The organism is Pseudomonas sp. 13159349, assembly GCF_013305685.1.
Taxonomy (GTDB): domain Bacteria; phylum Pseudomonadota; class Gammaproteobacteria; order Pseudomonadales; family Pseudomonadaceae; genus Aquipseudomonas; species Aquipseudomonas asiatica.
Window position 1 is genome coordinate 516,701 of record NZ_CP045553.1, and the last position, 13,122, is coordinate 529,822.

The following is a 13,122-nucleotide window of genomic DNA, read 5'->3' on the forward strand; positions in this document are numbered from 1 at the left end:
CCCTTGATGCAGCTGTAAGCGACCAAGCCTAGCGACAGGGGGAGGAACAAGGCGAAGCCGCCGGACCTGCCCCTGCCGCCCGTCCGGCAAGGATAGGACGCGGGATGCAACCGAAGGGGTTGCCCAAGCGGAGCGCGGAGATGAACGGCGAATAATGGCGAGGTTTCACAGCGCTTCGCTCCTACGCTTGTGGCTGCTGATATTTTCTATTCAGAACTGCAGCTATGTGCTTTGGCATGCCGGAGATGTTTGCATCCGCAACCGATCTCGTCTTGATCACCCGCTTCGTTTTGCGGGGCTGGTCTGGCAATGACGAATTCTGCTTATTTGCCATAGCGCGTGCAATCGTGGGCGAGAACTTACCTTCTCTGTAGCGTTTGAGAACTGCTTTGAACCATCTGTTAGGTGCTTTAACTCTGCCCGCTTCCAGATTGCCTGCTAGCTCATCAAGAAGCATCTGAGCGGCTTGTTGGTCCACGTCTATCAACAATGGCTCAATGAGGCTCCGCTCTGTGGCGGCCAGTGTTGGCCATGCGAGCGTATGCTTCGGTGAAGTCTCGCTGGTGTTAGGTTTTGTTCTAGTTTCTTTTATATTGGTATGGTTTGTATTGTTTTCTCTTTTTATTGGTATATCCCCCTGGGGGCCAGGGGATGGTTTCCCGGGCAGTGGCTCACCATGGCATGACCGACCACCCCCTGGTTTTTGGGGGGATGGTTCACTGGGGTTATACGTGACAAAATTCTCCCAGATGATCTTCCCGGATTCATTCTGGAATCGCTCCTGCTTGAAGTAGCCTAGCGCCCGTAGCTCCTTGCTTGTAGCGCTCCATTGCTGCTCGCTGAGGCCGAATTTTCCACGTATGTGGCCGACCCTAAGCTCCCAGCCTTCGTTCTGACCCAGCATCCAAGACAAGATCACGCGCGCACGCCAGCTCAGTCTGCTCTCGGTTAGGACGCTTGCTGGAACAATGCAGTAGGGCGGCTTTTTAACTTTGAAGGTTTGATCCGTGCTCATGGGATTGCACTTCCACGCTCCCCGTCGAGCGACAATACCTCCTTGACCTGGAGGGTGCGGAAATAAACTCGCCGGCCGATCTTGAGCATCGTAGGTTTGAGTCTTTTAGAGATTTCGGTGTTTGAGTAAAGGGCCACTCTGACTCCTTCTGGCGATCGGCCTAATATCGCGGCAATGTCTACGATGCTCATTAGTGGGCCAAAGCGCTCAAGCAAATATTGTTCGGTCGTCATTGTCAATCAACCATAGTTGCTAATAGTTAGGCGTATCTTTGGGTAGTGAAGCGCAGTCGTCAAATGGCTACGCCTCGGTTTTCAACCAAGGCGTATTAGTTTGGATTAAAGACTTTGTTGGTTTGTGGTTGCCAAAATATATGGTTTTGGTTAATTGGCAGACGTGGAAAAGCTAATGTATATAGGGGTTTTCCTGAAATCTATTGTCGGCGAATATGTAATAGAAATTATTTTTTGCCTATTTTTTAGCTTTCAAGCTATCAAGCCTCACCACCAGGTCCTCCGCGCGAAGATGCGTATATCGTTTCAACATCTGCATTGACTTGTGGCCGCTGATGCTAGAAACCTCTTGGTCTGAAAGCCCACCTTCAACCAATCGGCTGACTGCCTCATGGCGAAGGTCGTGGAAGCGGAAATCTGGCATGCCCAGCTTAGATTTGAGCAATCCCCAGATTTTCGTGAAGGCATAAGGGCGCCGCTTCCCGTCCTTTCCAGGTTCACCAAAAAAGATCAAATCGCAATCGATGGGGCGCACAGGGTTTTGAAGCGCTGCTTGGAATGTTGCTGCAGCGAGCTTGCTAAGTGGCACAGTCCGGGCGCTGTCGTTCTTCGTTACCAGAAGGCGTGCTACGCGCTTTTTGACATCGACCTGATGCCGACGTAGCCCTGTGATTTCAGACGATCGCATACCCGTTTCCAAGGCGATGCTGACGATCCATCCGAGCATAGGGTTGCTGTGTTTGTTTACCTCTTTCAGCAAGCGACGTTCCTCGTCTGCTGTAAGCCGACGATTTCGGCCTTCACCTGGGCTCGGTTTCCGAATGTTGAGCACAGGGTTGTATGTGAGTCCGAGGCCCCATTCCTGAATTGCGACAGTGAATAGGTGGCTGAGGAGGGCAAGCTCTAGCCGCACGGTGTTATTGCTGGTGGGTTGGCCGCGGTTGGTCAGGGAGCCCAGGCGTGTATCGCGATAGTTGGCAATAACCTCGGATGACAGAGCCGCCAGCGAGTATTTGCCCAGGTGCTTGATCAACTGCTGAGCCTTGGTCGCCTCGGCCTTCTGCGTGGTGGGCTTCTTGGTAGGGCTGACTTCGCGCAGATACCGCTGCAGCGCATTTTCGAGTGTCAGTCGCTCGGAACCGCTGCGTTGGATATACACACCCCGCACCATTTCATCTTCGGTGCGTCGTGACCAATCCTCGGCGTCACGTTTGGTGCGGAAGGTTTTGGCGTTGGTCGGCCATCCGGTCTTGCGGATGACGGCCTTCCAGGTGCCGGCAGGGGTTTTGACGATTGTGGCCATCTGAAGGACTCCAAAGGCGTGCAAGCGAAGCCGCACTGTACCTAATTTGTACCTTCGGACCATAGGACTGATCCGGCTGCCACAAACCCAGAAAGCTGAAAGCCGCGTAATACGCGGCTTCAAGGTTGGTGGGCCCACACGGACTCGAACCGTGGACCAAAGGATTATGAGTCCTCTGCTCTAACCGACTGAGCTATAGGCCCTCAGTAAGTGGCCGGATTATAACGAGGGTTTCGCACCTGTGCCATCTGAAAGATCCGATAGTGCTATGCGAAGAAACGTCGCCGCGAACTCGTCCGGGGGCAGGGGCAGGCTGACGATGTAGCCCTGGATCTGCTCACAGCCCTCTGCCGCCAGGAACCGTTGCTGGGCCTGGTTTTCCACGCCCTCGGCAATGATGGTCAGCTGCATGCTGCGGCCCAGGGCGATGATGGCGCGGGCGATGGCGGCGTCATGAGGGTCGTCGGGCAGCCCGCGGATGAACGACTTGTCGATCTTGAGAATGTCCAGTGGCAGGCGCTTGAGGTAGCTCAGCGATGAATAACCGGTGCCGAAATCGTCGATGGCCAGCTGCACGCCCAGTTTCTTCAGCTGGTACAACACGGCCAAGGCTTCCTCTGCCTGGCTCATGATGAAGTTTTCGGTGATTTCCAGCTGCAGGTCACCGGCTGTGAGCTGGTAGTGCTTCAGCAACTGTTCGATGCGCCTGGCAAGGTGGGGATGGCGTAGCTGGGCGCCGGCGAGGTTTATCGACAGCGGGCCGAAGGGGTCGTAGTGCATCTTCCAGGCCTGCATCTGCCGGCAGGCCTGCTCCAGTACCCAGTCACCGATCTGGAGTATGGTGCCGTTCTCTTCCGCCAGGTGAATGAAGTGCTCCGGCGGCACTTCACCAAAGGTCGGGTGGCTCCAGCGTATCAGTGCTTCGGCACCGACCAGGCTCTGTGTCTTGAGGCTGAGCTTGGGCTGGAAGCACAGGCTCAGTTCGTTGCGCTCGATGGCGCGGCGCAGTTCGTGCTCCAGGGCGATGCGTTCGCTGGCCTGGGCGGTGAGGTCGAGGGTGTAGGCTTCGACGCGGTTTCGGCCCTTGGCCTTGGAGCGGTACATGGCGGCGTCGGCGTTGCGAATCAGTGTGGCAACGTCGGTACCGTCCTGTGGATAAAGGCTGATGCCGATGCTGGCGCTGGTGAAGAACTCATGCTCGCCAGCCTGGAATGGCGCGTTGAAGCAGGTCAGCAGCTTGTTGGCGATGGCGCTGGCGTCACTGGGTTTGTGCAGGCCGGGCAGCAGGATGATGAACTCATCGCCACCCAGGCGGGCCACGGTGTCGACATCACGCACCTGCTCTTTCAGGCGTTGGGCGATGCCCTTGAGCAGCAGATCGCCGACCGGGTGGCCGAGGCTGTCGTTGATGTGCTTGAAACGGTCGAGGTCAAGGAACAGCACCGCGCCCTTGCGGTTGGAGACCTGCGCGCAGGTGAGCGCGGCCTGCAGGCGGTTCTCGAACAGGGCACGGTTGGGCAGGCCGGTCAGTGGGTCGTGGTGGGCCTGGTAGTCAAGCTTGGCCTGGGCGTGCTTGAGGCTGGAGATGTCGGCGAACACAGCGACGAAGTGGGTAATCTCGCGCTCGCTGTTGCGTACGGCGCTGATGGTCAGCCAGCCGGGGTACAGTTCGCCGTTCTTGCGCTTGTTATAGATCTCGCCTTGCCAATGGCCTTCATCGGTCAGCTGGTGCCACATGGCGGCATAGAACGCACTGTCGTGCTGGCCGGAGGCGAGCAGGCGTGGGGTCTGACCGAGGGCTTCGATCTCACTGTAACCGGTGATTTCGCTGAAGGCGCGGTTTACGGCACTAATGTGCTGGTCGATGTCGGTGATCAGCACGCCTTCGGCGGTGTTCTCGAACACGGTGGCGGCCAGCTGCAGCTTTTCCTGCATCAGATGGCGCTCAGTGATGTCGCGGGCGATGGTCAGTATGCAGTCGTCGCCAGCAATCGGCAGCGGCCGTGCAGAGAGTTCGCAGAGGCGAATCTGCCCGTCGCTGCGGCGCAGGTGGCACGTGAAGTCGCGTACGAAGCCGTCGCGTTTTAGCTGTTGGACCAGACGCTTGCGCTCGTTGAGGTCGACCCAGATGCCCAGGTCCAGCGAGGTCTGGTCGATGGTCGGGCTGAGATCATAGCCGGTCAGGCGGCAGAAGCCTTCGTTCACTTCGAGCAGCAAACCGTCGCTCTGGCGCGACAGCAGCAGGCCATCGGGCGAGGCATGGAAGGCCTTGGCGAATTTCTCTTCCGAGGTTTGTAGCTGCTCCTGGGTTTCCTTGAGCTGGCTGATATCGCGTACCGCCACCACGAGCGCGAGGTTGCCGTCGAGTTCAAAGGTTTCGGCCGAGGTCAGGCCGGTGAAGAGTTGGCCGTTGCTGCGGCGGAAGCTCATTTCCAGGTTGCGGATACCGCCTTGGTGCAGGCGTTCGAGCAGCCGCGGGCCGTCGCCTTCGACGCCCCACAGGTTGAGCTCGGTGGCGGTGCGGCCAATTACCTGGCTCGGGGTGAGGCCGATCTGCTCTTCGAAGGCCTCGTTCACCTCCAGCAGGCAGCCGTCGCTGTGGCGGGCGATCAGCAGGATGTCGGGGCACTGCTGGAACACCGAGGCGAACTTCTGTTCGGACAGGCGCAGGGCGTCCTCGGTGCGCTTGGTCTCGCTGATGTCGATCATCAGGCCACGCATCACCGGCTGGTGGCCATGCTCGATCATGCTGACGATGTTGCGTACCCACAGTGGCTGGCCATCGGCCCTGATCACCCGGTAGTCGAGGCTGTGGTCGCGGCCGGCGGCAGTCTCGCTGTCGCAGTAGGCCTGGGCCCAGAGGGCATCCTCCGGGTGCAGGATGCTGCGCCAGAAGCCAGGTTTGAGCCAGTCGGCCAATGGGTAGCCGAGCAGGCCTTCTGCGTGGGGCGAGACGTAGCTGTAGGTGAAGTCGTTGGCGTCGGCCTCCCAGGCTATGGCGGACAGGCTCTCGACCAGGCTGCGATAGTGGTACTCGCTGCTGCGCAGTTCCTGCTCCAAGGCGATGCGCCGTGAAATTTCCGAACTGAGCCGGCGGTTGATGCGGATGACCGCTGCCAGCACGGCCATCAATACCAGCACCGTGGGCAGGCCATACACCAGCAGGTCCGACCAGAACATCCGTTGGTCGACAACATTGCCCACCCAGCGTTGCTGGATCTGGCTGACTTCGCTGCTGCTCATGTCGGCTATCACTTTGTCGAGAATGCCGACCAGTACTTTCTTGTCGCGCGGGGCGGCCATGGCCAGTTGGTAGCGGTAGGGCGTTTCGCCGCTGACGTAGAGGCCGTCGAGCTTGAGCTGGCGCAGGCTCCAGATGCTTGAAGCGAGGTCACCGACCACGGCGTCCACTTCGTCGGTGGCCAGGGCCTGCAGGGTAGAGCTGACGTTAGGTAGGGCCACCAGGTTGAGGTCTGGGTGTTGGGTGCGCAGCAGTTCGTGCGGGGCGTAGTTTTCGACCACGGCGATCTTCAGGCCGTAAAGGTCGTCCAGGTTGCGCGGCTGTGCACCGCCTTTGTGGGCGAGGATAACGATGGGGAAGTCGAGGTACGGCCGGGTGAAGGCCAGGTAGCCTTGGCGCTCGGGGGTGGACATGATGCCGGGCAGCAGGTCGATGCGGCTTTCGCGTGCTTGCGCCAGTACCTCGGTCCAGCTGCTGGGTTCGACCGGTTTGAGCGTCACGCCCAGGCGTTGCTGGATCGTGGCGATGTAATCGGCGGCCAATCCCTGGTACCGGCCCTCCTGGTCGCGAAACTCGAACGGTGGCCAAGAGGCGTCTACACCCAGGCTCAGCTGCGGGTGGGCAGCCAACCAGGCTTTCTCCTCGTCTGTCAGGGTCAGGGCGCCGGCCGTTGTGTTCCACAAGATCAGGAGCAGCAACAGGATGGCCGGCATCAGCGGCATAGCGGCCTCACATTCAAGTGGTATGAAGTCGAGTGTAGACGGGCATTGCTGTAGGTGTACGGTGGAAGGCAGGGTCTTTTGTCAGAGGCAACAGGGCCTTGCGGGTGTGGGGCGACCTGCATGGCCTTCATGGCATGCGCGCCCCCTGTAGGAGCAGCCTTGTGCTGCGAAGACGCCAGTCAGGCGAAAGATCATCTACTGTTGCAATGGACTCTTCGCAGCACAAGGCTGCTCCTACAGAGATCGCGCCAGAATTCAGATTTTGCGCAACAGCCGGAAAAGAAAAACCCCGGCCTGGGCCGGGGTTTTGTCATCACTCGTCGAGGAAGGAGCGCAGATGCTCGCTGCGAGTCGGGTGGCGCAGTTTGCGCAACGCCTTCGCTTCGATCTGACGGATCCGCTCGCGGGTCACGTCGAACTGCTTGCCCACCTCTTCGAGGGTGTGGTCGGTGTTCATGTCGATACCGAAGCGCATACGCAGCACCTTGGCTTCGCGTGCGGTCAGGCCCGAGAGCACGTCACGAGTGGCTTCCTTGAGGCTTTCGACCGTGGCCACGTCAATCGGGGACTGCATGGTCGAGTCCTCGATGAAGTCGCCCAGGTGCGAATCTTCGTCGTCACCGATCGGGGTTTCCATGGAGATCGGCTCTTTGGCGATCTTCAGTACCTTGCGGATCTTGTCCTCAGGCATTTCCATGCGCTCGCCCAGCTCTTCCGGGGTCGGTTCGCGACCCATTTCCTGCAGCATCTGGCGGGAAATACGGTTGAGCTTGTTGATCGTCTCGATCATGTGCACCGGAATACGGATGGTGCGCGCCTGGTCGGCGATCGAACGGGTGATCGCCTGGCGGATCCACCAGGTGGCATAGGTCGAGAACTTGTAGCCGCGACGGTATTCGAACTTGTCCACCGCTTTCATCAAGCCGATGTTGCCTTCCTGGATCAGGTCGAGGAATTGCAAGCCACGGTTGGTGTACTTCTTGGCGATGGAGATCACCAGACGCAGGTTCGCCTCGACCATTTCTTTCTTGGCGCGGCGGGCCTTGGCTTCACCGATCGACATACGACGGTTGATTTCCTTGATCTCGGCAACGGTCAGGCCGGTTTCGGTCTCAAGGTCGATCAGCTTCTGCTGGCAAGCGACGATGGCAGCGTCCTTTTCACCCAGGGCGGCAGCCCATTTGGTGTTGCGCTTGGCCAGGTCACCGCTCCAGGTCTGGTCGGTTTCGTTGCTCGGGAACATGCGCAGGAAGTCGGCACGCGGCATGCGGGCGTCACGCACGCACAGCTGCATGATGGCGCGTTCCTGCTGGCGCAGGCGGTTCAGGGCGTCACGAACACGCTCTACCAGTACCTCGAACTGCTTCGGTACCAGCTTGATCGGCATGAACAAATCGGCCAGGGCCTGCAGGGCGTCGATGCTTTCCTGGTGGGTGCGACCATTCTTCTTCAGAACCTTGTTGGTGGCCTGAAGCTGGTCGTTGACCGCGCCGAAACGCTGACGGGCGACTTCCGGGTCCGGGCCGCTCTCGGCCTCTTCCTCGTCGTCACCACTTTCGGATTCGTCCTCGTCGTCGTCGGACTCTTCCTTCGCAGCGGCGGCCTTGGTGCCTGGGATCGGCACTTCTTCGGTCGGCGCGGCGATATTGTCGTCAGGATCGATGTAACCGCTGAGAACGTCCGACAGACGGCCGCCTTCGCTGGTGACACGGTCATATTCGCTGAGAATGTAGTCGACAGTGCCCGGGAAGTGAGCGATGGCGCCCATGACTTCACGGATGCCTTCCTCGATACGCTTGGCGATTTCGATCTCGCCTTCGCGGGTCAGCAGCTCGACGGTGCCCATTTCGCGCATGTACATGCGCACCGGGTCGGTCGTGCGGCCGATATCGGTTTCAACTGCCGCCAACGCAGCAGCGGCTTCTTCGGCCGCGGCTTCGTCGGTGTCGGCTTCCGCCAACAGAAGGGCATCCGCATCCGGAGCACTCTCGAATACGTTGATCCCCATGTCGTTGATCATGCGGATGATGTCTTCCACCTGTTCCGGATCTGAAATATCCTCAGGCAGGTGGTCGTTGACCTCCGCGTAAGTCAGGTAGCCCTGCTCACGACCGCGGGTGATCAACTCTTTGATACGAGACTGCTGTTGCGCTTTTCCGGACATAACACCCTATCCACTGAAGGTCTTGGCGGGCAAAAAACAAGCCGAGGATTATACCCGAGCATGGGCCTCACGCGCCAGATGAGGTCGGCGTTTGTGCGGGAACATTCCGGCTCAGCAGGGCGAGGAGCTGGGTTTTTTCCTCGCTGGTCAATTCGCTTTGACGTGATTTCCTGAGCAGTTGTTCCAGGCTGCGCTCGCGTTGGCGGGCGGACAAGCTAGTTATAGTGTCGAAAAACTGTTGTTCAAGGTTGTCGGCCACGATCAGCCATTCCTTTTCCGCCAGGGCCCGCAGCAGGCGCCCCTGTTCGGTGCCGTGCCAACGTGCGATCAACTGCATTGAGCTTAGCCCAGGATTTTTCTGCGCGGCTTCGATCAGTGCCACCAGCAGCTGGCTGTACAAGTGTTCTTCATCGGCGAAGTGGCTGGCATCTTCCACCTTGCCGGCCAGCAGAGGGTGGTGCAGCAACGTGCGCAGGGCGGCCAGGGTGGGTGGCTCGACCGGGGCCGGTACGCGTGGTGGTGCTTCGTCACGCTGCTGCCATGGCTTGCCACCCTTGCGGTTCTTGTCCCAGGGTTTGTCGCTCCACTGCTTCTTGCCAGCGCCCTTGTTCGGCTTCCACTCCTGTTCCTGATGAACGGGGGCGAAGTCGTGCTGCGGCATGTCGCCGTAATCGGGGGTATAGCTGGCCATGGCGTCATAGTCGTAGCCAGGGTCGTAGTCCGGCACGCTGCTGGTGGCCGGGGCGTGTTGCGCCAGTTGCTCGACCTGCTGCGGGTCGAGGCCGGTGATTTCCTTAAGGCGGTTGCGCATCAGCTGGCGCAGGTTGGCGCCGGGGATCTTTTCGATCAGCGGTGCGGCAAGGGTCGCCATGTGCGCCTTGCCTTCCAGCGAGCGCGGGTCGGCTTCGACGCTTAGCTGCTCGAAGAAGTAATCGGCCAGCGGCTGGGCGTGCTGGTTGATGCGGGCCATGAAGGCGTCGGTGCCTTCGGCGCGCACCAGGCTGTCCGGGTCTTCGCCTTCGGGCAGGAACAGGAAGCGCGCGCGGCGGCCGTCCTGCAGGTTCGACAGGGTCGACTCCAGGGCGCGCCAGGCGGCCTTGCGCCCGGCCTGGTCACCGTCGAAGCAGAACAGCACGCTGGGTACCACGCGGAACAGGCGCTTGAGGTGCTCTTCGCTGGTGGCGGTGCCGAGGGTGGCCACGGCGTTGCGCAGGCCCTGCTGGGCCAGGGCAATGACGTCCATGTAGCCCTCGACGACGATGATTTCGTCGAGGTTGCGGTTGTGCTTGCGTGCCTCGTACAGGCCGTAGAGTTCCTGGCCCTTGTGGAACACCGGGGTTTCCGGGGAGTTCAGATACTTGGGCTTGTCGTCGCCGAGCACTCGGCCACCAAAGGCGATGATGCGTCCTCGGCTGTCGCGGATCGGGAACATCACCCGGTCGCGGAAACGGTCGTAGCGCTTGCCGCTTTCGGCGTTTTCGATCAACAGGCCGGCATCGATCATCACCTTCTGCTGCAAGGTGTCGGCACCCAGGTGCTTGAGCAGGTTATCCCAGCCTGGCGGGGCGAAGCCCAGGCCGAAGTCACGGGCGATTTCCCCGGACAGGCCGCGGCCCTTGAGGTAATCCACCGCTGCCTTGCGGGTCGGGTGGCTGCGCAGGGCCTGGCGGTAGAACTCCGAGGCGGCGTCCAGCAGCGGGTACAGCGGCGAATCGGTTGGCTGGCGCGGCTTGTGGTCGCGGCGACCTTGCTCGCGGGGTACTTCCATGCCGGCGGCGCGGGCCAGCTCCTCGACCGCCTGGGGGAAGTCCAGGTTGTCGTGGTCCATGACGAAGCCTAGGGCGTTGCCGCCGGCGCCGCAGCCGAAGCAGTAGTAGAACTGCTTGTCGGGGCTGACCGTGAAGGAGGGGGTTTTTTCCTTGTGGAACGGGCAGCAGGCGGAATAGTTCTTGCCGGTTTTTTTCAGCTGGACGCGCGAACTCACCACGTCGACGATGTCGAGGCGGTTGATAAGGTCGTCAATGAAACTCTGGGGAATCAGCCCGGCCATGGCAGTCTCGTCATCTGGCAGCTGGCAAGTCTAATCGCTCACGCGCCGAATGGGGCGAGTGCCGCTTGGGAAAGTGCGAGGGAATGTGTGCTCGTCGCCAGCCCCTGAGGGCCCGTCAGTCGGACGTGCACGTCTGGTCATACAACAAGGAGGACCAGCTCTGACGTTTCAGGCAGGTTGCCCATGTGCAGTTCGCATGAAGCTTGTGCAGGGCCTTGAGCTAGCTGCTCAAGTTTGAAACGACCACTGCCATCGCCCGGCGGTTAGCCGGGCAGGGCAGAAGCTTTGCGTAGAACGCCTGTATTAGTACAGACGAACGGCGCGGCGCTGTTCGCGCTGAACTTTCTTGGCGTGACGCTTAACAGCAGCAGCTGCTTTGCGCTTACGCTCGGCGGTCGGCTTCTCGTAAAACTCGCGGCTACGAACTTCAGCCAGTACACCGGCTTTTTCGCAGGAGCGCTTGAAACGACGCAGAGCTACGTCGAAGGGTTCGTTCTCTTTAACTTTGACGGCTGGCATCCAGGGCTACCTTAATTCATTACCGGGGTAGACGTGCTCCTGGCAAAACAAAGGTGTGCTGGAGAACGTCGGTTTTCAAGGGTTGCGGATGTTAACCCTTAGCAAGCCGGAATGCAAAGCCTCTGATCGAAAACCGCTGGTCGGCATCCGACACGGGGACTATCATGCGCGGCTTCGAATTCAGCCCCCACAAGGGACGAACCCATGCTAGTACTGGGATTGGAAACATCCTGCGACGAAACTGGCGTCGCATTATACGACAGCGAGCGCGGTTTGTTGGCCGACGCGCTGTTCAGCCAGATCGACCTGCACCGCGTGTTCGGCGGTGTGGTGCCAGAGCTTGCCTCGCGCGACCACGTCAAGCGCATGCTGCCACTCATCCGCCAGGTGCTGGATGAGGCCGGCTGCGTCGCCACCGAGATCGACGCCATCGCCTACACCGCAGGCCCTGGCCTGGTCGGTGCCCTGCTGGTGGGGGCCTCGTGCGCCCAGGCGCTGGCCTTTGCCTGGGACATCCCGGCGATTGGCGTACACCACATGGAAGGCCACCTGCTGGCACCCATGCTGGAGGAAAACCCACCGGAGTTTCCGTTCGTCGCTTTGTTGGTTTCCGGTGGTCACACCCAGCTGGTGCGGGTCGATGGCATCGGCCAGTACGAGCTGCTGGGCGAGAGCCTGGACGACGCCGCCGGCGAAGCGTTCGACAAGACCGCCAAGCTGATCGGCCTGAACTACCCCGGTGGCCCGGAAATCGCCCGCCTGGCCGAGCGCGGCGTGCCTGGCCGCTTCGTGTTCCCGCGGCCGATGACCGACCGCCCGGGCCTGGAGTTCAGCTTCAGCGGCCTGAAAACCTTTGCCCTGAACACCTGGCAGCAGTGCCGCGATGCCGGCGACGACAGTGAGCAAACCCGTTGCGACCTGTCCCTGGCATTCCAGCAGGCGGTGGTGGAGACTTTGACCATCAAGTGCAAGCGGGCGTTGAAGCAGGCAGGCCTCAAGCGCCTGGTCATTGCTGGTGGCGTCAGCGCCAACAAGGCCTTGCGTGCGTCCCTCGAGGACATGCTCGGCAGCATCAAGGGCAACGTGTACTACGCGCGCCCGCAGTTCTGCACCGACAACGGCGCGATGATCGCCTATGCCGGCTGCCAGCGGTTGTTGGCCGGGCAAAAGCAGGACCTGGCAATCAGCGTGCAGGCACGCTGGCCGATGGAGCAGTTGCCGCCGGTTTAAGCGTTAGAAGTGCCGTTCGCGGCCTGCGAACAGGTCGCGAAGGTTGCTGCGGTGGCGCCATACGATCATTGCCGTCAGCACAGTGATCGGTAGCAGGGCCTCTGGCTCGCGCCAGGCCAGCAACGGCAAGGTCAGCGGTGTGGCGATCAGCGCCGCCAGCGAGCTGGTGCGGGTGAGGTAGAAGGTCAGCAGCCAGGCGCCAATGGCCAGCAGCGCGGCCGGGAAGTACAGGGCCATGAGCATGCCGGCGGCGGTTGCCACGCCCTTGCCGCCCTGGAAGCGGAAGTACAGCGGGAACAGGTGGCCCAGCACTGCGCACACGCCAACCCAGGCCTGCGCGTGCAGGTCCAGCCCGGCACCGCGGGCGAGCAATACCGGCAACAGGCCCTTGCACAGGTCGCCAAGCAGGGTCAGGATCGCCAGTTTGCGGCCTGCCAGGCGTAGCATGTTGGTGGCGCCGGCATTGCCTGAACCGCTGGAACGCGGGTCCGGGCTGCCCGTAAGGCGGCTGAGGACGATGGCGAAGGACAGCGAGCCGAGCAGGTAGGCGAGCAACGCCAGTAACCAAAACATGCTAACTATTCCGGGCGAGGACGCCCTGATTCTAACGGCGCCAGTCGCCCTTGTCGTGCTGTGGAGAGAAGT

The 13,122-nt window shown here is 60.6% G+C and carries 9 protein-coding genes and 1 tRNA gene; 1 reads left to right on the plus strand and 9 read right to left on the minus strand.

Annotated elements, in window-relative coordinates; genetic code table 11:
* Nucleotides 1-181 precede the first annotated feature (181 nt).
* The 8 genes from GEV38_RS02300 to rpsU all read right to left on the minus strand — a co-directional run bounded on the left by GEV38_RS02300 (nucleotide 182) and on the right by rpsU (nucleotide 11,247).
* Complete coding sequence (locus GEV38_RS02300) at nucleotides 182-1,015, minus strand: hypothetical protein (protein WP_054573700.1); 834 nt, start codon at nucleotides 1,013-1,015, stop codon at nucleotides 182-184.
* Nucleotides 1,012-1,248 carry a hypothetical protein gene (locus tag GEV38_RS27530; protein ID WP_054573701.1) on the minus strand — a complete coding sequence of 79 codons (237 nt, stop codon included), beginning with the start codon at nucleotides 1,246-1,248 and terminating at the stop codon, nucleotides 1,012-1,014. The genes GEV38_RS02300 and GEV38_RS27530 overlap by 4 nt, the downstream gene beginning before the upstream one ends.
* Nucleotides 1,249-1,486: 238 nt before the next feature.
* Nucleotides 1,487-2,551: a site-specific integrase gene (locus GEV38_RS02305; RefSeq protein WP_004887790.1), complete on the minus strand. Its 1,065-nt coding sequence runs from the start codon at nucleotides 2,549-2,551 to the stop codon at nucleotides 1,487-1,489.
* Between the two features lie 126 nt (nucleotides 2,552-2,677).
* A tRNA-Ile gene (locus GEV38_RS02310) sits at nucleotides 2,678-2,754 on the minus strand.
* Nucleotides 2,755-2,770: 16 nt separating this feature from the next.
* Nucleotides 2,771-6,514, minus strand: coding sequence for a bifunctional diguanylate cyclase/phosphodiesterase (locus GEV38_RS02315; RefSeq protein ID WP_054573702.1), 3,744 nt, complete (start codon nucleotides 6,512-6,514; stop codon nucleotides 2,771-2,773).
* Between the two features lie 313 nt (nucleotides 6,515-6,827).
* Nucleotides 6,828-8,678 (minus strand): RNA polymerase sigma factor RpoD, encoded by a 1,851-nt coding sequence (rpoD, locus tag GEV38_RS02320; RefSeq protein ID WP_013970578.1) that lies wholly within the window; start codon nucleotides 8,676-8,678, stop codon nucleotides 6,828-6,830.
* A gap of 67 nt (nucleotides 8,679-8,745) precedes the next feature.
* Complete coding sequence (dnaG, locus tag GEV38_RS02325; protein ID WP_054573703.1) at nucleotides 8,746-10,728, minus strand: DNA primase; 1,983 nt, start codon at nucleotides 10,726-10,728, stop codon at nucleotides 8,746-8,748.
* A gap of 303 nt (nucleotides 10,729-11,031) precedes the next feature.
* Complete coding sequence (gene rpsU / locus GEV38_RS02330; RefSeq protein ID WP_003255575.1) at nucleotides 11,032-11,247, minus strand: 30S ribosomal protein S21; 216 nt, start codon at nucleotides 11,245-11,247, stop codon at nucleotides 11,032-11,034.
* Nucleotides 11,248-11,451: 204 nt separating this feature from the next.
* Between rpsU and tsaD the strand changes: the two genes are divergently transcribed.
* Entirely contained in the window at nucleotides 11,452-12,477 is a 1,026-nt protein-coding gene (gene tsaD / locus GEV38_RS02335) for a tRNA (adenosine(37)-N6)-threonylcarbamoyltransferase complex transferase subunit TsaD (RefSeq protein WP_023661234.1), read from the plus strand.
* A 3-nt stretch (nucleotides 12,478-12,480) separates the two neighbouring features.
* On the opposite strand, the gene plsY is transcribed toward tsaD, so the two are convergent.
* On the minus strand, nucleotides 12,481-13,050 hold the full coding sequence (plsY, locus tag GEV38_RS02340) for a glycerol-3-phosphate 1-O-acyltransferase PlsY (RefSeq protein ID WP_013970581.1): 570 nt from the start codon (nucleotides 13,048-13,050) through the stop codon (nucleotides 12,481-12,483).
* Between the last annotated feature and the right edge of the window lie 72 nt (nucleotides 13,051-13,122).

What these genes read in the sequence shown, in the direction of transcription:
- rpoD (WP_013970578.1), bottom strand. Translation starts at nt 8,678, where the DNA reads ATGTCCGGAAAAGCGCAACAGCAGTCTCGTATCAAAGAGTTGATCACC.
- GEV38_RS02315 (WP_054573702.1), bottom strand. Translation starts at nt 6,514, where the DNA reads ATGCCGCTGATGCCGGCCATCCTGTTGCTGCTCCTGATCTTGTGGAAC.
- dnaG (WP_054573703.1), bottom strand. Translation starts at nt 10,728, where the DNA reads ATGGCCGGGCTGATTCCCCAGAGTTTCATTGACGACCTTATCAACCGC.
- GEV38_RS27530 (WP_054573701.1), bottom strand. Translation starts at nt 1,248, where the DNA reads ATGACGACCGAACAATATTTGCTTGAGCGCTTTGGCCCACTAATGAGC.
- GEV38_RS02300 (WP_054573700.1), bottom strand. Translation starts at nt 1,015, where the DNA reads ATGAGCACGGATCAAACCTTCAAAGTTAAAAAGCCGCCCTACTGCATT.
- GEV38_RS02305 (WP_004887790.1), bottom strand. Translation starts at nt 2,551, where the DNA reads ATGGCCACAATCGTCAAAACCCCTGCCGGCACCTGGAAGGCCGTCATC.
- plsY (WP_013970581.1), bottom strand. Translation starts at nt 13,050, where the DNA reads ATGTTTTGGTTACTGGCGTTGCTCGCCTACCTGCTCGGCTCGCTGTCC.
- tsaD (WP_023661234.1), top strand. Translation starts at nt 11,452, where the DNA reads ATGCTAGTACTGGGATTGGAAACATCCTGCGACGAAACTGGCGTCGCA.
- rpsU (WP_003255575.1), bottom strand. Translation starts at nt 11,247, where the DNA reads ATGCCAGCCGTCAAAGTTAAAGAGAACGAACCCTTCGACGTAGCTCTG.